General features: G+C 63.8%; 18 protein-coding genes. 13 read left to right on the top strand and 5 right to left on the bottom strand.

Going from position 1 to position 18,946, the window contains the following annotated elements:
* Positions 1 to 74: 74 nt before the first annotated feature.
* The 4 genes from TabM4_RS06670 to TabM4_RS06685 all read right to left on the bottom strand — a co-directional run bounded on the left by TabM4_RS06670 (position 75) and on the right by TabM4_RS06685 (position 4,284).
* A complete protein-coding gene (locus TabM4_RS06670) occupies positions 75 to 1,373 on the bottom strand; it encodes a tyrosine-type recombinase/integrase (RefSeq protein ID WP_434620189.1) in 1,299 nt (432 codons plus the stop codon).
* A 152-nt stretch (positions 1,374 to 1,525) separates the two neighbouring features.
* Positions 1,526 to 2,584: a Gfo/Idh/MocA family protein gene (locus TabM4_RS06675; RefSeq protein WP_434620192.1), complete on the bottom strand. Its 1,059-nt coding sequence runs from the start codon at positions 2,582 to 2,584 to the stop codon at positions 1,526 to 1,528.
* A gap of 1 nt (position 2,585) precedes the next feature.
* The gene (locus TabM4_RS06680; RefSeq protein ID WP_434620195.1) at positions 2,586 to 3,371 is read right to left on the bottom strand and encodes a ThuA domain-containing protein; all 786 of its coding nucleotides are present in this window, start codon (positions 3,369 to 3,371) and stop codon (positions 2,586 to 2,588) included.
* 253 nt (positions 3,372 to 3,624) lie between these two features.
* Positions 3,625 to 4,284 carry a TetR/AcrR family transcriptional regulator gene (locus tag TabM4_RS06685; RefSeq protein WP_434620198.1) on the bottom strand — a complete coding sequence of 220 codons (660 nt, stop codon included), beginning with the start codon at positions 4,282 to 4,284 and terminating at the stop codon, positions 3,625 to 3,627.
* Between the two features lie 201 nt (positions 4,285 to 4,485).
* Between TabM4_RS06685 and TabM4_RS06690 the strand changes: the two genes are divergently transcribed.
* The 11 genes from TabM4_RS06690 (at position 4,486) to pcaF (ending at position 14,930) form a co-directional block, all read left to right on the top strand.
* On the top strand, positions 4,486 to 6,174 hold the full coding sequence (locus TabM4_RS06690) for a bifunctional 3-(3-hydroxy-phenyl)propionate/3-hydroxycinnamic acid hydroxylase (protein WP_434620201.1): 1,689 nt from the start codon (positions 4,486 to 4,488) through the stop codon (positions 6,172 to 6,174).
* Positions 6,175 to 6,400: 226 nt separating this feature from the next.
* Positions 6,401 to 7,678: an ABC transporter substrate-binding protein gene (locus TabM4_RS06695; protein ID WP_434620204.1), complete on the top strand. Its 1,278-nt coding sequence runs from the start codon at positions 6,401 to 6,403 to the stop codon at positions 7,676 to 7,678.
* 54 nt (positions 7,679 to 7,732) lie between these two features.
* Positions 7,733 to 8,452: an ABC transporter ATP-binding protein gene (locus TabM4_RS06700; RefSeq protein ID WP_434620207.1), complete on the top strand. Its 720-nt coding sequence runs from the start codon at positions 7,733 to 7,735 to the stop codon at positions 8,450 to 8,452.
* Positions 8,449 to 9,162 (top strand): ABC transporter ATP-binding protein, encoded by a 714-nt coding sequence (locus TabM4_RS06705; protein ID WP_434620210.1) that lies wholly within the window; start codon positions 8,449 to 8,451, stop codon positions 9,160 to 9,162. Before TabM4_RS06700 ends, TabM4_RS06705 begins: the two co-directional genes overlap by 4 nt.
* Positions 9,159 to 10,022 (top strand): branched-chain amino acid ABC transporter permease, encoded by an 864-nt coding sequence (locus tag TabM4_RS06710; RefSeq protein ID WP_434620213.1) that lies wholly within the window; start codon positions 9,159 to 9,161, stop codon positions 10,020 to 10,022. The genes TabM4_RS06705 and TabM4_RS06710 overlap by 4 nt, the downstream gene beginning before the upstream one ends.
* Before the next feature lie 9 nt (positions 10,023 to 10,031).
* Positions 10,032 to 11,075 carry a branched-chain amino acid ABC transporter permease gene (locus tag TabM4_RS06715; protein WP_434620216.1) on the top strand — a complete coding sequence of 348 codons (1,044 nt, stop codon included), beginning with the start codon at positions 10,032 to 10,034 and terminating at the stop codon, positions 11,073 to 11,075.
* Positions 11,076 to 11,098: 23 nt separating this feature from the next.
* Positions 11,099 to 11,938, top strand: coding sequence for an intradiol ring-cleavage dioxygenase (locus TabM4_RS06720; protein ID WP_434620219.1), 840 nt, complete (start codon positions 11,099 to 11,101; stop codon positions 11,936 to 11,938).
* 10 nt (positions 11,939 to 11,948) lie between these two features.
* The gene (locus tag TabM4_RS06725; protein ID WP_434620222.1) at positions 11,949 to 12,281 is read left to right on the top strand and encodes a hypothetical protein; all 333 of its coding nucleotides are present in this window, start codon (positions 11,949 to 11,951) and stop codon (positions 12,279 to 12,281) included.
* A 45-nt stretch (positions 12,282 to 12,326) separates the two neighbouring features.
* Positions 12,327 to 13,061: a 3-oxoacid CoA-transferase subunit A gene (locus TabM4_RS06730; RefSeq protein WP_434620225.1), complete on the top strand. Its 735-nt coding sequence runs from the start codon at positions 12,327 to 12,329 to the stop codon at positions 13,059 to 13,061.
* The gene (locus TabM4_RS06735; RefSeq protein WP_434620228.1) at positions 13,058 to 13,729 is read left to right on the top strand and encodes a 3-oxoacid CoA-transferase subunit B; all 672 of its coding nucleotides are present in this window, start codon (positions 13,058 to 13,060) and stop codon (positions 13,727 to 13,729) included. Before TabM4_RS06730 ends, TabM4_RS06735 begins: the two co-directional genes overlap by 4 nt.
* 1 nt (position 13,730) lies before the next feature.
* Positions 13,731 to 14,930, top strand: a complete 1,200-nt coding sequence (pcaF, locus tag TabM4_RS06740; RefSeq protein ID WP_434620230.1) for a 3-oxoadipyl-CoA thiolase — start codon at positions 13,731 to 13,733, stop codon at positions 14,928 to 14,930.
* On the opposite strand, the gene TabM4_RS06745 is transcribed toward pcaF, so the two are convergent.
* Complete coding sequence (locus TabM4_RS06745; protein ID WP_434620233.1) at positions 14,931 to 15,881, bottom strand: LysR family transcriptional regulator; 951 nt, start codon at positions 15,879 to 15,881, stop codon at positions 14,931 to 14,933. It lies immediately after the preceding gene.
* A gap of 88 nt (positions 15,882 to 15,969) precedes the next feature.
* On the opposite strand from TabM4_RS06745, the gene TabM4_RS06750 reads away from it, so the two are divergent.
* Positions 15,970 to 17,043: a maleylacetate reductase gene (locus tag TabM4_RS06750; RefSeq protein ID WP_434620237.1), complete on the top strand. Its 1,074-nt coding sequence runs from the start codon at positions 15,970 to 15,972 to the stop codon at positions 17,041 to 17,043.
* A 26-nt stretch (positions 17,044 to 17,069) separates the two neighbouring features.
* Positions 17,070 to 18,827 (top strand): FAD-dependent oxidoreductase, encoded by a 1,758-nt coding sequence (locus tag TabM4_RS06755; RefSeq protein ID WP_434620240.1) that lies wholly within the window; start codon positions 17,070 to 17,072, stop codon positions 18,825 to 18,827.
* Positions 18,828 to 18,946: the final 119 nt, after the last annotated feature.

Below are 18,946 nucleotides of genomic sequence, written 5' to 3' on the forward strand. Positions count from 1 at the left end.
TCCCAGAATCAAGCATCGCGGAACAACTGGGCGCTGTCAAGTTGTTGTGGCGCAGCATCGGAACACTTCATCATCTAGCGAATGAAGGTGACGATAGACTGTGGAGCGGCGCCGTCCGTTAGGAAGGTTCGCCACGCCTCCATCATCGCGCGCCGCCGTTCCAACATGTCCGAACGGCGATATGCTCGCTCCACCGCAGAGCCGACGTTATGGGCCAGCGCCATTTCGGCCATGTCGCGTTCAAAGCCCTTTTCGGCTGCCCAATCTCGGAAGGTAGAACGCAGCCCGTGCGGCACGGCGGGGCGTTTGTTTCTCGGGTCCAGATAGCCGGGGTTGCCCGCCGCTTCCTCGCTTTCCTGCATCCGGCGCATAACGGCGCTAATGGTCATGTCCGAAAGCTGCCCGCCCTTCGGGGCAAAGAAAACGTAGGGGCTGCCATCCATGCGGGGCAGGGCTTCGAGAAGGGCGACGGCTTCCTTGGTGAGCGGCACCCGATGTTCCTTGCCCGACTTCATCCGTTCGGCAGGAATTACCCAAAGCTTCGCGGCTAGGTCCACTTCATCCCAAACCATGCCCCGCACTTCCCCCGAGCGCGCCGCCGTCATTGCCGCGAATTGCAGCGCCCTAGCTGCCATGCCCTCGCGCTGGGCAAGCGCTTTCCACCAGCGCGCTACGTCGGCCAGCGCCAAGGCGGGATGGTTCCCCTTATCTGCTACCTTGCCGGGCTTCGGCAGCAATTCCGCAAGGTTCCCGCCCCAGCGCGCCGGATTGTCGCCCGTGCGATGCCCCGCAACGGTCGCCCAGCCCAAGACGGACTCGATACGCTGCCGCAGCCGGGTAGCCGTCACCGTTTTATCGGTCCAAATCGGTTCCAGCACCTTAAGGATATGCTTGGTTTCGATTGCCGCGACGGCCATCTTGCCCAGCACCGGGACGGCATAGGTTTGAAGCGTAGAGCGCCATTGAGCCTTGTGCTTTTCGTTCCGAAACTCGGCTTCCTTCTTGGCTAGGTAAAGGTCCATAGCCTTCGAGAAGGTGAGCGCGTCCTTTGATTTCCGTTTCGCTTCCAGAGGGTCGCCCCCGAGCGCTGTTATCCGCTTGTTTTCAACAGCGCGCGCCCGAGCGTCGGCCAGCTTCACCAGCGGGAAGCTACCCAGCCCGATTTCGGTTCGCTTGCCCTTGATGGTGAGCCGTTGCACCCAAAACCGCTTCCCGTTCGCTTCCACCCGCAGGAACAAGCCGATGTTCCCGCCGTCGTGATACTTGCCGGGGGCAAGGTCGTTCGCCAAGAAAGCCGCCGTAAGCACCTTTTCCGCCCGACGTTCCGCCATTCTCGCTTCCCCCAAAAATTCCCCCGCAGTTAGGTAGAACATAGGGGAACAATCGGGACGTTTCTAGACGTCGGGTCCGAATAAATCACTCTATTTTATTGGGTTACGTGGAAGCCGCCGAACGGCGCTGGAACAAGCGCAGGCGGCCTCACTGTCCGCCATAACCTTACTTCCTTGGCTGACATTTCCGGTTTTCACACCGGCAGGCTCAATCCACCCCTACCTGCCGAGACTTCGGCGAGGTCCAGAAGCCGCTGCAGATCCGCTCCTCTTGCGAATGTCGGTTCGGGTTCGCCTTCGCCCCTGATTGCGGCCACGAAGCGTTGGTAGATCGTGGGCGCAGCAGGGGTTTCGATATCGCGCCATGTCGCCGTTCGAAGGTCGGGTTCCAGACAGGCCAGCAGACGGCTCTCGGCATTCTCGAACCTGACCTCAAGCCCGCCTTTGTCGCCATAGATGCGCAGTCGCAGGTCGTTCAGGTGCCCGCTGGCAAACCGGGTCGCCGCCACGGTGCCAAGCGCCCCGTTCCGCAGCACGACCTGCATCGTCGCGCTGTCGTTGGCGTCCAGCACATAATCGCCGATCCGGCCACCGGGAGCCTTGTCGAAGGTGGCCAGCCTGCAAGAGACCTCGGCTACATCCTGCCCCGCTATGAAGGTTGCGTAGTCCAGGATATGGATGCCCACATCCCCGAGAACCCCCTTCGAACCATGTGCCGTCGAAAGGCGCCAGAGCCACTGGCTTTCCTTGTCCCACGCCCCCCAGGCATCCTGCGTCAGCCAGCTTTGCAGGTAGCTCGCCTCGAAATGTCGGACCGCGCCGATGGCACCCTCGCGCACCATCTTTGCGGCGCGCTGCAGGGCCGGAACGTTCCGGTAGGACAGGTTCACCATGTTCACAACGCCAGCCTGCCTGGCTGCCTGCTCCATCTTGCGTGCATCCGCTTCGCTGGTGGCAAGGGGCTTTTCGCAGAGGACGTGCTTGCCTGCCTGCAGGAAGGGCAGGGTGGTCGCGAAATGGGCCGCATCCGGCGTGACATTCGTCACCGCATCGAACTCGCCCCAATCGATGGCCTCGGTGACCGAGGCAAAGCCCTTGGGAATGGCGTGGGCGGTGAGGAAGGCGGCGAGGTTTTCGGGGCGCGTGTCGATGCCGGCGACAAGTTCCACGCCGGGAATGGCGGAAAAGGCTTCGGCGTGATTGCGGGCCATGCCGCCTGTGCCAAGGATGAGAAGGCGGATCGGTTTCGTCATCTCAGCGATATCCCGCCTCGCCGTCCTGATGCAGGCGTGGCCCGCGTTCTGTGATGGGTTCCAGCGCCGATTGAACCGGCACGTTCGGCGCATCATGCGGCTGCGCGATGCGGGCGGCGGGATTGTGGGCCCAGCGCACGGCATTCGCGATAACGCGCTGGACATTAGCATCGTGATAGGTGGGATACGTCTCGTGGCCGGGGCGGAAATAGAACACGCTCCCGGCGCCGCGCTTGTAAGTCAGTCCGGAACGGAAGACCTCTCCACCCGCGAACCATGAGATGAAGACGGTTTCCAAGGGTTCCGGGACCCCGAAGGGCTCTCCGTACATCTCTTCGTGTTCCAGTTCGAAATGATCGGGCAATCCTGCTGCGATGGGATGGTTGCGCGAAGTAACCCAGAGGCGTTCGCGCTCTCCAGCCTCGCGCCATGTCAGGTTGCAGGGGCTGCCCATCAGGCGTTTGAACGGTTTCGAAAAATGCGCCGAGTGGAGAAAGATGATTCCCATGCCGCTCCACACCGCATCGCAGACCCGTTCGACGATCTCGTCCTGTACGTCGCCGTGGGCGGCATGGCCCCACCAGATCAGGACGTCAGTCTGCGCAAGCCGCGCTGCCGTCATCCCATGTTCTGCATCCTGTAGAGTCACGGTCGCGGCCTCGATCCCATCTTCCCGGTTGAGTGCACTGGCGATGGTTCCATGCATCGTTTCCGGATAGACCTGAGCGACGACGCGGTTCTTTCGTTCGTGGACGTTCTCGCCCCAGACTGTGACTTTGATCGACATGAATTCTCCTGTTCGGATAGGGCTGCTGCGGCTGTTCGCCTGACGGTTCAGGCCCGTCCGATGTGCCCTTCCGTGCGGCAAAGGAATGCCGAGTGCAAATTGTTGCGGAGTGCTGCGGATATCCTCCAGACTTCATCCGAAGCGCTTTGGATAGGGTGCTGCGAGCGCCCATCCCTGTCAAGCAGGTAGTCAAAGGGCTTTGGGTGCCGATCAAGTGGGCATGGTGCGCTGTTGGACGGACGGGCCAAAAGGCCTATCGGTGCCCGCTCGTCTTGCTGGTCGGTCGCGGCTCGGGGGCCAGAGCAGGCCTTGGGCGTGCGGCCAGTTCGACGGCCGCATTTGCTCCGATCCCGGTCATGCAGAGCAGGCGCACAATGATCTGGTCCGTCGCGCTGGAGGGAAGCTGCCCCGTCGTGATCGCTAGGCTCGCTCCGATCAGCGCGTGGGTTGTCAGCCGCCAGACCAGTTCCGCGTTCGAGACCTCGAACCGCCCGGCCTGCGATGCAAGCCGCAAGTCGCGGATGGCAAAGGGTCCCATCCGGCGGAACATCGCATCCGCGATGACTTCGGATCGGTGGAGCATCTGTGCCCACCTGACGTCGCTTGTTGCGGTATCCAGAACGCTGCGGATTCCATAGGCATAGACCTGTGCCGGATCGTCGAAGGTGTTCGTGACCACCTCGATGCGCAGGGCCAGTTCATGCATCAGGGTCTCGAGCACCGCGATGGCGAGGTCGTCCTTCGATCGGAAATAATTGTAGACGGTTCCCGCACCGACATCCGCCCGTTCCGCAATTTCCAGCATGGTTGCGGCATCGACACCCTTCTCGGTCATCACGTCCCGCGCCGCCGCGATCAGGGCGTCGCGGTTGCGTCTCTGGCGGCGGGCAACGCGGCCTTCGGTCTCGGTCATGTGTACTCCTGATCCTCAACTCCGAATCATATTCATTCGTGACGTCATTCTCAACAGCGGCGGTCGGTGGTGCGTGCATCGACGAAAACGCTTGTGGATCAATGGTGTGAATGAATCTCGTAGGTGATCAAAAATCAAAATTGACGAACGTTCATTTTTGATCAAGCATCGAAATCATCCTGCTGAAGGAGCAGGAACGCGATGGCCGAACCGGGCCGTCGTGCTGTCGCGACAGGGGAGGAGGCGGCAATGGCCTGTCATGTGGAAGGCGAGAAGTACGATGCCGATGTGGCGATCATCGGCGCGGGGCCGGTGGGGACGCTATTGGCCATCCTGCTGGGGCGGCAGGGCCGGAAGGTGACCCTAATCGAACGCTGGACGACGCATTACGCCCTGCCGCGCGCCGTCACATATGATCATGAGATCGCCCGCATCCTTGCGACGCTTGGGATCGATTCCGAAAACGATCCCGCGATCAGCTTCCATGACGAACTTTACTACTGGAAGAACAAGGATCGGCAAAACCTGCAGATCGTCGATTGGCAAAGTCAGTCCGCAAGCGGCTGGCGGGTTCGTTACTGGTTCAATCAGCCCATGATGGAAAAACGGCTGCTGGACATTGCCGCGACTATCCCCGGAATCACGCTGATGCGGGGATGGCAGGGCATCGGGCTTGCGCAGGATGATACGGGCGTGACCCTATCCTTGCAGCGAAACCCCGAAGAAGCAGGCCCGAATGGCGAGGCGCGCACCCTGCGCAGCCGGTTCCTTGCGGGAACCGACGGTGCCAACAGCTTCGTCCGTGAGGCATTGGGGATCGAGAACGAAGACAAGGGTTACTTCTTCGACTGGCTGATCCTCGACATGATTCCGGGCTTTGACTACGTTGCAAGCCGCGGGGACGAACCGGCGCAATGGCAACTCTGCGATCCGGCCCGCCCCACGACCATCGTGCCCGGTGGCCCCGGTCCCGTTCCCGGAGGCCCCGCGCGGCGGCGGTGGGAGTTCATGGTCCTTCCCGGCGAGTCTGCGCATGAGATGCAAAAGCCGGAGCGCGCTTGGGAGCTGCTGGCCCCTTGGGGCCTCACGCCCGAGAATTCCGAATTTGAACGCAGCGCCGTCTACCGCTTTCAGGCCCGCTGGGCCAAGCAGTGGAACAAAGGCCGCTGTCTGATCGGGGGCGATGCCGCCCATCTCATGCCGCCCTTCGCGGGCGAGGGGATGTGCGCAGGCATCCGCGACGCGGTGGCTATGGCCTGGCGGCTGAACGGCATCCTGGACGGGACCTTTGGGCTTGGCGTGCTGGACAGCTACACGACCGAGCGCATCGAACATGCCAAGCATTACATCAACTTCAGCCAGGAACTCGGCCAGATCATCTGCATCGCGGATGAGGCGGTTGCCCGGGACCGGGATGCCCGCATGATCGCCGACCTTGCGGCGCGTAGGGGCGCCCCGGTGCCGTCAGACATCTGTCAACTGGGACGGGGGGCATGGTGCGTTGAAAGCCCACACGCGGGTGAGCTTTCGGTTCAGGGGATCGTTGAGATCGCGGGCAGGCGTGGGCGCTTCGATCAGGTCGTCGGGCAAGGCTGGGTCCTGCTTGGGCGCGCACAGGACCCGATCTCCAGCCTGACGCCCGAACAGCGGGACCAGTTCGCACAGATTGGCGGGATCGCCGTTCGTCTGGGGAATGGTGCCGGGCAGGTGCGTGATGTCGAAGGGACCATCGGGCGCTGGCTTGATCGGATCGCGGCGGAGTTCGTGCTGATCCGACCGGATTTCTATGTGGCCCTCGCCGCGGCGACACCGGAGATCTTGCAGGCCCGTTTCGCAAGGATCATCTGGGAACTCCACCTTTCGCAGCCTGCGCCGCTGGCGGCGGAGTAGGGCAGTCCGGGCGTCGCGCATCCGGCTGGCGCTTTGTGATGCCCTGCAAGTTACATAACCCAAAGGCATATTGCTCGGATCTCATGCGATCAAAACTGCCTTTTCGGCATCGTAGCATGGCGCAATCGGAACTGGTGTGACCCGGCAGGAGGGCCGGGTCGCATGGCGGGGAGCCGGGCATGGCATCCGGCCCCTACTGGACGATGAAATCACAGGGAGGAAGAAAATGATCACCCGTCGCAGACTGCTCAAATCCGGCGCTGCCTTGGCGGCGGCCTCGGCATCGGGGCTGGCCTTGCCCGCTTACGCGCAGGCAAAGAAACTGAAGATCGGCTATGTCAGCCCGCAGACCGGCCCGCTTTCGGCCTTTTCCGCCGCTGACAGCTTCATGGTGGAGAAATTCCTCGCTGCCGCGCCCGGGCTTGGCCTCGATGTCGAGGTGGTGGTGAAGGACAGCCAGTCCAACCCGAACCGGGCAGCGGAGGTGGCGAAGGAGCTGATCAGCCGCGACGAAGTGAACCTGATCCTCGTGGCTTCGACGCCAGAAACGACTAACCCGGTCTGTTCCATCGCCGAACAGGAAGAGATCCCCGTCATCTCCACTGTCGCACCCTGGCAGCCGTGGTTCATCGGTCAGCAGGGCAACCCCGGCGATCCGGGAAGCTGGCAGGAATTCGATTATGTCTATCACTTCTTCTGGGGGCTGGAGGATAACATCGCCACCTTCATGAACATGTGGGGCATGGCGTCGACGAACAAGAAGGTGGGCGCGCTGTGGCCGAATGACGGGGACGGCAACGCCTGGGCCTCGCCCGATGTGGGGATGCCGCCCGCGCTGGCCGCCGCGGGGTATGAACTGACCGATCCGGGGCGGTACCAGAACCTGACCGACGATTTCAGCGCCCAGATCAACGCCTTCAAGCAGGCCGGGTGCGAGATCATGACGGGCATCCCGATCCCGCCCGACTTCACCACCTTCTGGACGCAGGCCAAGCAGCAAGGGTTCAACCCAAAACTTGTGTCGGTCGCGAAGGCGCTTCTGTTCCCCGAAAGCGTCGCGGCGCTTGGCGAACTGGGTCACAACCTGACGGCAGAGGTCTGGTGGTCGCCGAGCCACCCGTTCAAATCCTCGATCACCGGAGAAAGCGCGGCCGAGATGGCCGCGGCCTTCGAGGCTGCGGCGCAGCGGCAATGGACAATGCCCGTTGGCTTCGTGCATGCGCTGTTCGAAGTCGCGGCCGATGCCATCGCCCGTACCGATGATCCGACCGATGGCGACGCTTTGGCCGAGGCGATTGCATCCACGAACCTCGATACCGTGGTGGGAAAGGTCCAGTGGGGCCGCGACAACGTGCCGGAATTCGCGCGCAAGAACATCTCCAAGACGCCGCTGGTCGGTGGCCAGTGGCGGCGCAAGGAGGATGGCAGCTTCGATCTGGTGATCGTCGAGAATGCGGGTGCCCCGGAAATCCCGCTTGGTGGCACGCTGGAAACCCTGTCGTAAGGCCAACCGGCCCCGGTGTGCGCGCGCCGGGGCCTCCCTCGGGAGTCCCATCTCATGCCCATCCTGTCGCTTCGCTCGGTGTCGAAATCCTTCGGTGCGCTCAAGGTTACTGACGAGGTCAGCTTCGATCTGGAACCGGACGAGGCGCTTGGCATCATCGGGCCGAATGGGGCGGGCAAGTCGACGCTGTTCAACCTCATAACCGGGAACATCGCGCCGGATCAGGGGCGCATCCTGCTGGACGGTCGCGACGTCACGAGTGAGGCGCCGATGCAGCGCGTGATGTCCGGGATCGGGCGGTCCTTCCAGATCCCGCAGCCCTTCGGGAACCTGTCCGTCTACGAGAACCTCCTTGTCGCCGCGCGTTTCGGCGGCGGTGTTTCCGCCGCCGAGGCCCCAGATCACTGCATGGCGATCCTGGACCGGACGGGGCTTGGCACCGTAGCGGAAAGCCCTGCGGGCGGATTGCCCCTTTTGCAGCGAAAGCGCCTTGAACTGGCCCGTGCCATGGCAACGAAGCCCCGCGTGATCCTTCTGGACGAAATCGCGGGCGGACTTACCGAGGCGGAATGTGTCGAACTCGTCGCCACGATCCGCGCGATCCATGCCGAGGGCACGGCGATCATCTGGATCGAACATGTCCTGCACGCCCTGAATTCGGTGGTGGAACGGCTTATGGTCCTGAACTTCGGGCGCATGCTGATGATCGGCGCGCCCGATGCGGTCATGGCTTCGCCCGAGGTGAAGGAAATCTATCTGGGGATCGAGGCATGACCGCCCTGCTGCAGATTGCGGGCCTGACGGCCCATTACGGCGATTTTCAGGCCCTCTTCGGCGTTGACCTGACGCTGGAAGAGGGGCGCACCGTCGCCATCATCGGGGCGAATGGCGCAGGCAAGACCACGCTGATGCGGGCGATCACGGGCGTTGCCAAGGTGACCGCCGGTTCCGTGCTGCTGGCGGGTGAGGATGTGACGCGCGCCGCAGCCCCCGACATCCTGATGCGCGGCATCGCGATGGTGCCCGAGGGGCGCAGGCTGTTTCCGTCGCTGACGGTCGAGGAGAACCTGCTGATCGGCGCGCATGCCCGCAGCGGGAACGGCTATTGGACGCTGGAGAAGGTGCAAAGGCTTTTCCCCATCCTGAAGGAACGCGCCCGCAGTCCGGGGACGGCCCTTTCGGGAGGGCAGCAGCAGATGGTGGCCATCGGTCGTGCCCTGATGTCGAACCCGCGGGTCCTGCTTTGTGACGAGCTTTCCCTTGGTCTTGCCCCGGTTGTCATCAAGGAGATCTACGCGGCCTTCCCTCAGATCAAGGAAAGCGGCACCTCGATCATCGTGGTGGAACAGGACATCGGGCAGGCGCTGCGCGTGGCCGATCACGTCCATTGCATGATGGAGGGGCGCATCACCCTGTCAGGCCGCCCCGCCGACCTGTCGCGAGAGGCGATACATGACGCCTATTTCGGAGTGAGCCACGCATGATCCTTGTCGATACCCTTGCGCAGGGTCTGCTTCTGGGTGGGCTTTACGCGCTCTTCGCGGCGGGGCTGAGCCTTGTCTTCGGGATCATGCGGTTGGTCAATCTGGCGCATGGTGACCTGATCATCCTCGGCGCCTACCTGATCCTGACCATCACCAGTGCGACGGGGCTGCATCCCTTTGTCGCCGTCTTCCTTGCCGCACCGGTCATGTTCGCGCTGGGCTGGTTGCTGCAGACCCATCTGCTGAACCGTGTTCTTGGCACCGATATCCTGCCGCCGCTTCTGGTGACCTTCGGTCTTTCGGTTGTGATCCAGAACGCGCTGCTGGAAGGGTTCACCGCCGACAGCCAGAAACTGACGGCGGGTCCGATAGAGGCGCAGGCTATGCATATCGGCCCGGTGACGCTGGGTGTCATGCCGGTCCTCACCTTCGCTTCGGCAGTGGCGGTGATCTTCGTGCTGAACCAGATCTTCTACCGCACGGCACTTGGTCGCGCCTTCCGCGCCACCTCGGATGACGCGGTTACCGCGCAACTGATGGGCATCCGCCCGCAACGCGTCTTTGCCATGGCAACGGGGCTTGCCCTCGTGGTGGCGACGATTGCGGCGCTCTACCTTGGCACGCGGGCAAATTTCGATCCCTCCATCGGACCGGCGCGGCTGCTTTATGCCTTCGAGGCGGTGATCATCGGCGGCCTTGGCAGCCTGTGGGGCACGCTGGCGGGGGGCATCGTCATCGGCGTGGCGCAGGCCGTGGGGGCGTCGATCAATCCGGAATGGCAGATCCTTTCGGGGCATATCGCCTTCGTCATCGTCCTGCTGCTGCGTCCGCGCGGCCTGTTTCCCCGCGCGAATGACTGAGGTGCAAAGATGACGCTTTCCCGCAATTCCGGTCTCGCCGCAGCCTTCTTGGTGCTTGCCGTCCTTTATGCGTTGCCCGCCATCGCCCCCCGCGCCATCGTGCAAGACCTTTTCGGCATCCTGACCCTTCTGGTCCTTGCCATGAACTGGAACATGCTGGCCGGGTTTGCGGGCCTTGTCTCCGTAGGCCAGCAGGCATTCGTGGGCATCGGGGCCTATGCGATGTTCGCGGCGATAATACTGGTAGGGCTCGACCCGCTGGTCGGTGTCTTGATCGGCGGGGTTGCCGCGGCGGTTTTCGCCATTCCCATGGCCTTCTTCGCCTTCCGCCTGAACGGGGCCTATTTCGCAATCGGGACATGGGTCGTGGCCGATATCGCCCGGCTGGCCATCAGCCAGTGGAAGGCGCTGGGTGGCGGCACGGGAACCTCGCTTCCCAAGGGCACTGCGCGTGACATGCTGGGCGTGGAGCAGATCAAGGAACTGCTTGACGTCTCCAGCGCTGCGGCGGCGGATGCGCTGACCTATTGGCTGATGCTGTCGCTTGCCGTGGCGATGCTGGTGGCAAGCTATGTTTTCCTGCGGTCGCGCATGGGGCTTGGCCTTCAGGCCATCCGCGACAACGAGAATGCGGCCCGCTCCGTCGGCGTCGATCCGGTGCGGCTCAAGGCGGCGGTGTTCCTGCTGACCGCCTTCGGCACGGGCCTTTGCGGTGCCATCGCCTTCATCCAGATCACCCGCGTCACGCCTGATGCCGCTTTCTCGGTCATCGACTGGACGGCCTTCGTAATCTTCATCACCGTCATCGGCGGCATCGGCACGCTGCCCGGCCCCATCGTCGGCGTTATTGTGTTCTACGCCCTGCAACGCCTACTGGCGGATTACGGCACCGTCTATCTTATCGTGCTCGGCCTGATCGGCATCGCCGTGATGATCTTCGCGCGCCGCGGCCTCTGGGGCCTGTTCACCGACCGGACGGGGATCGAACTGCTGCCCCTGCGCCACCGACCGCCCCGCGCTGCCACCACACCCACATCCCGCCGCCCCGCCTGAGGCCGCCTGCAAGGACAAATATCATGATGCACTATTTCACAGAGGAACGTTCGGTCGAAACGGTCAATGCCCGCATGGGCAAGGACAGCGATCCGCGTCTGGCCGAGGTGATGGCCTGCCTCGTAAAGCACCTGCATGCCTTCGCCAAGGAATGCCACCTGACTCAGGCGGAATGGGAGATCGGCATCGATTTCCTGACGCGGACGGGCCAGATCTGTTCGGGAGAGCGGCAGGAATTCATCCTCCTGTCGGATGTGCTGGGATTTTCCATGCTGGTCGATGCGATCAACAACCGCCGTCCGGAAGGGGCGACCGAGAATACGGTCTTCGGTCCCTTCCATGTGGAGGATGCCCCGATCCGGACGATGGGCGAGAATATCTCGCTGGACGGAAAGGGAGAGCCCTGCCTCTTCGAGGGCAAGGTGATCGACCTCCACGGCAATCCCGTGGAAGGTGCCTGCGTCGATGTCTGGTCGGACAATGCCGATGGCTTCTATGACGTTCAGCAACCGGGCATCCAGCCGAAATGGAACAATCGGGGGAGGTTCTTCACGGGCAAGGACGGGGCCTATGCCTTCCGGGGCATCAAGCCGACCTCCTATCCGATCCCCGATGACGGCCCGGTGGGGAAGATGCTGGCCAAACTCGGCCGTCACCCCTATCGGCCCGCGCATATGCATTTCCTCGTCACCGCACCGGGCTTCCAGCGTCTGGTGACGCATACCTTCGTGGGTGATGACACCTATCTGGACAGCGACGCGGTCTTCGGCGTGAAGAAGACGCTCATCGCGCCGTTCGAGCGGCTGGAGGGGGCAGAAACCCTCTGGCGGTCGCCTTTCGATTTCGTCCTGACCCCTGCATGAGGGCGGGGCCATGCCGAATGTGAAGATCTATGTCGATGACACGATCTACCCGCAGAAGCGCGACCGTCTGGTCGCGACCCTTGCGCCCTTGCGCGATCTGCTGTGCAGGGAATTCGCGGTCGATGTTCCGGCATGCCAATTCGCGCTGATGCCCGTGGCCGCGATGCCGGACCTGCCGCGCGTCAATGTCGAGATGGCGATCCTGCCCCGCCCCGAACGCACGCGCGAGCGCATACTTTCGGTAGGACGCCAGATGCGCGAGATCCTTGAAGAGGCCAGCGGAACCCGTGTCGCCATCCGTGTCACGGCGCTGGATCCCGAAACCTATGTCGCGATGAAATGATGCCCGCTGCGCCGCCCCCCGGCGCGACGGGCAGAGGAGGACTGAATGGACAAGACGCTTCCCGACCTTGCCTCGGCGGTGGCCGCGATCGAGGACGGCATGACGGTGATGATCGGCGGCTTCGGCGGCTCTGGTGCGCCCATCGAACTGATCCACGCGCTGATCGACCGTTTCATGGCCACCGGCCACCCGCGCGACCTGACGGTGGTGAACAACAATGCGGGCAATGGCCATGTCGGCCTTGCCGCGCTGATCGAGGTTGGAATGGTGCGGAAACTGATCTGCTCATTCCCGCGATCTGCCGATCCCGTGGTGTTCACTGAAATGTATCTGGCGGGAAAGATCGAGCTTGAACTGGTGCCGCAGGGCACGCTGGCGGAACGCATTCGGGCAGGCGGGGCAGGGATACCGGCCTTCTACACCCCAACCAGCTATGGCACCGACCTTGCCAGGGGCAAGCCGGTCGAGGTGTTCGAAGGTCGGCCCTATGTGCAGGAACGCTGGTTGAAGGCCGATGTCGCGCTGGTGAAGGCGCATGTCGGTGACCGGCTGGGGAACCTGACCTACCGGATGGCTGCGCGGAACTTCAACCCGCTGATGTGCATGGCGGCGGCCCGCACCATAGTGCAGGTCAGCCGGATCGTGGAGCCCGGAGGGATCGACCCCGAAGCGGTCGTCACCCCCGGCATCTTCGTGCAGGGTCTGGTCGAGGTGCCGGACCCCGCGCAGGAAGAGGCGCTGAACCGCGCCAATGCACGCTATCCGGAGGTTGCGGAATGACCGCGAAACTGACCCCCACCCAGATCGCATGGCGCGCGGCGCAGGACATAGCCGATGGGGCCTATGTGAACCTCGGCATCGGTTTTCCCGAGATGGTGGCAAGGTTCCAGCCGCCCGGGAGGCAGGCGATCTTCCATACCGAGAATGGCATCCTCGGCTTTGGCGAGGCCCCAGCGCCGGGGCAGGAGGATTGGGACCTGATCAACGCGGGCAAGAAGGCGGTGACGATCAAGCCGGGAACGGCCTTCTTCCACCATGCCGACAGCTTCGCCATGGTACGGGGCGGGCATCTGGATGTGGCGATCCTTGGCGCCTATGAGGTGGCCGAGACCGGCGATCTGGCGAACTGGTCGACCGGGCCCAAGGGCGTGCCTGCGGTGGGCGGGGCCATGGACCTTGTCCATGGGGCCAAGCGCGTGGCGGTGATCACCGACCATGTCACCAAGGAGGGCAGGCCCAAGCTGGTGCAGCGCTGCACCCTGCCATTGACGGGCGTGGGCTGCGTGACGCGGGTCTATTCCAGCCTTGCCGTGATCGATATCGAAGCCGGGCATTTCGTCCTGCGCGAAAAGCTTCCATCGCTTTCGGTGGCCGAGCTGCAATCCCTCACCGGGGCAGAGTTGCACCTGCCCGCATCCGTGGCCGATCTGATCGTGCCGGAGCTTTGACATGACGCCCGTCTACATTTGCGACTATATCCGCACTCCCATCGGCCGCTTCGGTGGCGCTCTCTCCTCCGTCCGTGCCGACGACCTTGGCGCGATGCCGCTGCGCGCGCTGATGGCGCGCAATGGCGGGGTGGATTGGGAGGCTGTCGACGATGTGATCTTCGGCTGCGCCAATCAGGCGGGCGAGGACAACCGCAACGTCGCCCGCATGTCGGCGCTGCTGGCGGGGCTGCCTGTGGGTGTCACGGGGACGACGATCAACCGTCTGTGCGGGTCCGGCATGGATGCGGTGCTGACCGCCGCCCGCACCATAGCGGCGGGCGAGGCCGATCTGATGATCGCAGGAGGGTTAGAGAGCATGTCCCGCGCGCCCTTTGTCATGCCCAAGGCCGAAAGCGCCTTTTCCCGCCATGCCGAGATCTACGACACCACCATCGGCTGGCGCTTCGTGAACCCTGCGATGCAGGCGGCCTATGGAACGGATTCCATGCCGCAGACCGGGCAGAACGTGGCCGATGAACATAGCATCACGCGCGAGGCGCAGGATGCCATGGCTCTGGCCTCGCAGGCCAAGGCGGCAGCGGCACAGGCGAACGGGCGGCTGGCGCGCGAGATTGTCCCCGTCTCGATCCCGCAACGGAAGGGCGATCCTGTCATCATGGCGCAGGACGAACATCCCCGCGCCACGACGATGGAGGCGCTGGCGAAACTGCGGCCTCTCTTTCCAAACGGATCGGTCACGGCAGGCAATGCATCGGGCGTGAATGACGGGGCGGCGGCGCTGATCCTCGCGTCGGAGGCGGGCATGAAGCGGCATGGGCTGCGGCCCATCGCCCGCGTCCTTGGCGGGGCCACGGCGGGCGTGCCGCCGCGTGTCATGGGCATCGGCCCGGCACCTGCCAGCCAGAAACTGATGGCGCGTCTGGGCCTGTCGCAGGCCGATTTCGACGTGATCGAGTTGAACGAGGCCTTCGCCGCGCAAGGCATCGCCACGCTGCGCCTTCTGGGCATCGCCGATGACGACCCGCGCGTGAACCGCAATGGCGGGGCCATCGCGCTTGGCCATCCGCTTGGCATGTCGGGGGCGCGCATCACTGGGACGGCGGCGCTGGAACTGGATCTGACGGGCGGGCGGCGGTCGCTTTCCACCATGTGCATCGGGGTGGGGCAGGGCATCGCCGTGGCACTTGAACGCGTCTGATCAGCCCCGGCGGCGGGTGACCTGTCCCTCGTGCTGGATGCGGGCCTCCAACTGCCGGAACTCGTCCTGAAGGAACAGGGCAAAGGGCCGCAGCGCGGGCGGAGGGCTGGCGTCATCATAGGTCAGCATCCCCAGCTGCCTGTCGGGATGTTCGATCTTCAGGCTCAGTGCCTCCAGCCCCGCCGTGCGGCGTGACAGGAAAACGACGGAGTAGGGCAGCACCGTGAGCGAATCCGACCGCGCCAGAACACTGATGATGGAGGCGAGCGTGCCACCCGAGAAGCTGACGCGGAAGTCCTCTTTTCCGATGGATTTCAAGGCCCTCTGCAGGTCGCGATAGAGCGGGCTGTCGGGCGGCGGGGCGATCCATGGATAGGGTTCTATATCGGCCAGCGTGATGGCCCCCCGCCGCATCAGGGGATGCCCCGCCCGGCAGGCAATGACGTTCCTCCCCGGCAGAAGCGGGATGAAGGTCATGTCGGAGGGGGCCATGCTGGGATGCAGCGGCACGATGGCCATGTCGAGTGCGCCGTTGCGCAGGTTCGTGGTCAACTGGTCCAGATAGCCATAGCTCTGGGCGATCTGCACCTCGGGTTGCCGGGTCTGGAAATCGGCGATGAAGGTGGAGACAACCCCATCCATGAAGATTGGCGTTCCCGCGATCCTCAGCCGTCCGGCATGGCCCTTGCGGTAGTTCTGCACCAGACGGCTGGCCTCGCCGTTCATGGCATGGATGCGGGCGCCGATCCTTGCAAGGTTCTCGCCCAGTTCGGTGGGCCGCAGCGGCCGCTTGCCGGGTTCGAAGAGCGGGGCCCCGATGCGATCTTCCAGCAGCGCCATGGTGCGCGACACCGAGGGCTGCGATTTGCCAAGCGCTTCTGCCCCTTCGGTCAGGCCGCCCTTCTCGACGATCATGGCAAGGATTTCGAGATGTTCGCTGTCCAATTTCATAACGAAAAGCAATATTATACCGGCGTGATGCGATCAATATCCTGATGCGTTCTGGCTAGTCTTCACCTGCAAGAGGGGAAGGGGCCGCATGTCGGTGTTTCAGGAAGAATTCGCCGCCACCAGCGCGGCCATGCGCGTGCGCTTTGGGGCCGGGGTCCGCCATGCCGTCGGCGAGGAGATGGAGCGGCTGGGTCTGGGGCGGGCCTTGATCCTGACCACGCCGCAGCAGGCGGTGACGGGTGCGGAATTCGCCGAAAGGCTGGGCGCCCGCGCGGTGGGGGTCTTTTCCGGGGCCGCCATGCACACGCCGGTTGCGGTCAGCGAGGAGGCGACGGCCAAGGCATTGGAATTGCAAGCCGATTGCGTTGTCGCCGTGGGCGGCGGGTCGACCACGGGCCTTGCCAAGGCCATCGCCCTGCGCACCGACCTGCCGCAGATCGTCGTGCCCACGACCTATGCCGGGTCGGAGGCCACGGGTATCCTTGGTCAGACGGAAGGCGGGCGCAAGACGACCATCACCACACCCAAGGTGCAGCCCGAGGTGATCCTCTACGATGCCGAACTGGTCCGCAGCCTGCCTGTTGGGATGACGGTGACAAGCGCGCTGAATGCCATGGCCCATGCGGCGGAGGGGCTTTATGCGCAGAACCGTTCGCCCATCTCCACCCTCATGGCGCTGGAGGGGATGAAGGCCTTTCGCGATGCGCTGCCCCGGGTTCTGGACGATCCCGACGATCTGCAGGCAAGGGGAGAAACCCTTTACGGCGCATGGCTTTGCGGGACGGTGTTGGGACAGGTCGGCATGGCGCTGCATCACAAGCTTTGCCATACGCTGGGGGGCAGTTTCGACCTGCCCCACGCCGAGACCCATGCGGTGATCCTGCCCCATGCCATCGCCTATAACGAGGGGGCTGCGGCCGATCTGCTGGCCCCGGTGGCCGAGATGTTCGGCGGCCCGTCCCCCGGCGCGGCGCTGCACCGCTTTGCGGTGGCGATGAAGGCACCGCTCGCGTTGCGTGATCTGGGAATGGCGGAGGCCGATCTGGACCGGGCCGCCGAGATCGCGACGCAGAACCCCTACTGGAACCCGCGCCCCGTGGAGAAGGGGGCCTTGCGACGATTGCTGCAGGCCGCTTGGGCCGGCGACGCACCCGTCGTGTGACCGAAATATCGAGGGAGGATAAGGACATGGCAGACATCACCACCGAGGTTCTGATCATCGGGACGGGCCCATCCGGCTCGGCGGCGGCGGCGCTTTTGTCGACCTATGGCATCCAGAACATGGCGATCAACCGCTATCGCTGGCTGGCCAATACGCCGCGCGCGCATATCACCAACCAGCGCGCGATGGAGGTTTTGCGCGACCTGGGCCGGGATGTGGAGGACGAGGCCTATATGTTCGCGACCCATCAGGATCTGATGGGCGAGAACATCTTCTGCGAAAGCCTTGCGGGAGAGGAAATCGGGCGGATGAAGTCGTGGGGCAACCATCCCCTGAGCCGCGCGGAACATCTGATGTCGTCTCCGACCAAGATGAACGACTTGCCGCAAACCTTTATGGAACCTCTGCTTTTCAAGACGGCCTGTTCGCGTGGGACGCAGGCGCGGATGTCGACGGAATATGTCAGCCACGTGCAGGATGCCGAGGGCGTGACCACGACCTGTCGCGACAGACTGACGGGAAAGGAGTTCACGGTCCGGTCGAAATACCTGATCGGGGCGGATGGGGGGAAATCGCTGGTGGCGGAACATGCCGGTCTTCCCTTCGAGGGGAAGATGGGCGTGGGCGGTTCGATGAACATCCTGTTCCGGGCCGACCTGTCCAAATACGTGGCCCATCGGCCGTCTGTCCTGTACTGGGTGATGCAGCCCGGCGCGGATGTGGGCGGCATCGGCATGGGTCTGGTGCGGATGGTAAGGCCTTGGAATGAATGGCTTATCGTTTGGGGCTATGACATCAATGGGCCCGAGCCGGAGGTGACGCCGGACTTCGCCACCGGGGTTGCGCGGCAGTTGGTGGGCGATCCCGATCTGGAGATCGAGCTGCTGTCGGCCAGTGTCTGGACGGTCAACAACCGCTATGCGACGCGGACTTCGAATGGGCGGGTGTTCTGCATGGGGGATGCGATCCATCGGCATCCGCCGTCGAACGGGTTGGGGTCGAACACCTCGATTCAGGATGCGTTCAATCTGGCGTGGAAACTGGCCCTTGTTCTGAAGGGGCAGGCGGGGGAGCGGCTCTTGGAGAGCTATGATGCCGAGCGGGCGCCGATTGCCAAGCAGATCGTGACGCGGGCGAACCAGTCCATCGCGGAATTCGGACCGATCTTCGAGGCGCTGGGCATGGGCGAGGGGGTCGATCCCGTGCAGATGCAGAAGAACCTGACGGCGCGGACCGGGGGGACGGATGCGGCAGAGCGGCAGCGCGAGGCGATCCGGAAGGCCATCGCCTTCAAGAAATACGAGTTCGACGCGCATGGCGTGGAGATGAACCAGCGCTATCGTTCGGGCGCCGTGGTGACCGACGGGCAGATCGAACCCGCCTTCGCGCTGGACGCGGATTTGCATTACCAGCCAACGACTTGGCCCGGGGCGCGGCTGCCGCATGCATGGGTTTACCGGCATGGGACGGGGGCCGAAATCTCCACCCTAGACCTGTGTGGGCATGGGCGGTTTACCCTGCTGACGGGCCTTGGCGGCGAGCCTTGGGTCGCGGCGGCGGAGGCGGTGGGGAAGGAGTTGGGGATGGAGATCGTGACCCATGTCATCGGGCCACGGCAGCCGCATGAGGACCATAGCGGTGACTGGGCGCGGGCGAGCGAGATCCGTGACAGCGGGTGTCTGCTGGTGCGGCCGGATCACCATGTCGCGTGGCGGGCGGAGGTGCTGGCGGCATCGCCAAAGGCGGAATTGGGCCGGGTGATGCGGCAAATTCTGGCGCGTTGAGACGGTTTTCCGGATGAGGGGAAAGGGGGCGCGGGCGCTGGGCCGCGCCCCCTTTTTGCTGCGGGAAAACCGGGGGTTGGGCGAAAACGGGTGTACCGAAACCCGTGCCGTATTCTGTG

The sequence above is a fragment of the Tabrizicola sp. M-4 genome, from assembly GCF_051132405.1.
Taxonomy (GTDB): domain Bacteria; phylum Pseudomonadota; class Alphaproteobacteria; order Rhodobacterales; family Rhodobacteraceae; genus Paragemmobacter.

Excerpts from the sequence above, each read along its gene's own strand:
- TabM4_RS06670 (WP_434620189.1), bottom strand. The coding sequence starts at position 1,373 with ATGTTCTACCTAACTGCGGGGGAATTTTTGGGGGAAGCGAGAATGGCG.
- TabM4_RS06675 (WP_434620192.1), bottom strand. The coding sequence starts at position 2,584 with ATGACGAAACCGATCCGCCTTCTCATCCTTGGCACAGGCGGCATGGCC.
- TabM4_RS06680 (WP_434620195.1), bottom strand. The coding sequence starts at position 3,371 with ATGTCGATCAAAGTCACAGTCTGGGGCGAGAACGTCCACGAACGAAAG.
- TabM4_RS06685 (WP_434620198.1), bottom strand. The coding sequence starts at position 4,284 with ATGACCGAGACCGAAGGCCGCGTTGCCCGCCGCCAGAGACGCAACCGC.
- TabM4_RS06690 (WP_434620201.1), top strand. The coding sequence starts at position 4,486 with ATGGCCGAACCGGGCCGTCGTGCTGTCGCGACAGGGGAGGAGGCGGCA.
- TabM4_RS06695 (WP_434620204.1), top strand. The coding sequence starts at position 6,401 with ATGATCACCCGTCGCAGACTGCTCAAATCCGGCGCTGCCTTGGCGGCG.
- TabM4_RS06700 (WP_434620207.1), top strand. The coding sequence starts at position 7,733 with ATGCCCATCCTGTCGCTTCGCTCGGTGTCGAAATCCTTCGGTGCGCTC.
- TabM4_RS06705 (WP_434620210.1), top strand. The coding sequence starts at position 8,449 with ATGACCGCCCTGCTGCAGATTGCGGGCCTGACGGCCCATTACGGCGAT.
- TabM4_RS06710 (WP_434620213.1), top strand. The coding sequence starts at position 9,159 with ATGATCCTTGTCGATACCCTTGCGCAGGGTCTGCTTCTGGGTGGGCTT.
- TabM4_RS06715 (WP_434620216.1), top strand. The coding sequence starts at position 10,032 with ATGACGCTTTCCCGCAATTCCGGTCTCGCCGCAGCCTTCTTGGTGCTT.
- TabM4_RS06720 (WP_434620219.1), top strand. The coding sequence starts at position 11,099 with ATGATGCACTATTTCACAGAGGAACGTTCGGTCGAAACGGTCAATGCC.
- TabM4_RS06725 (WP_434620222.1), top strand. The coding sequence starts at position 11,949 with ATGCCGAATGTGAAGATCTATGTCGATGACACGATCTACCCGCAGAAG.
- TabM4_RS06730 (WP_434620225.1), top strand. The coding sequence starts at position 12,327 with ATGGACAAGACGCTTCCCGACCTTGCCTCGGCGGTGGCCGCGATCGAG.
- TabM4_RS06735 (WP_434620228.1), top strand. The coding sequence starts at position 13,058 with ATGACCGCGAAACTGACCCCCACCCAGATCGCATGGCGCGCGGCGCAG.
- pcaF (WP_434620230.1), top strand. The coding sequence starts at position 13,731 with ATGACGCCCGTCTACATTTGCGACTATATCCGCACTCCCATCGGCCGC.
- TabM4_RS06745 (WP_434620233.1), bottom strand. The coding sequence starts at position 15,881 with ATGAAATTGGACAGCGAACATCTCGAAATCCTTGCCATGATCGTCGAG.
- TabM4_RS06750 (WP_434620237.1), top strand. The coding sequence starts at position 15,970 with ATGTCGGTGTTTCAGGAAGAATTCGCCGCCACCAGCGCGGCCATGCGC.
- TabM4_RS06755 (WP_434620240.1), top strand. The coding sequence starts at position 17,070 with ATGGCAGACATCACCACCGAGGTTCTGATCATCGGGACGGGCCCATCC.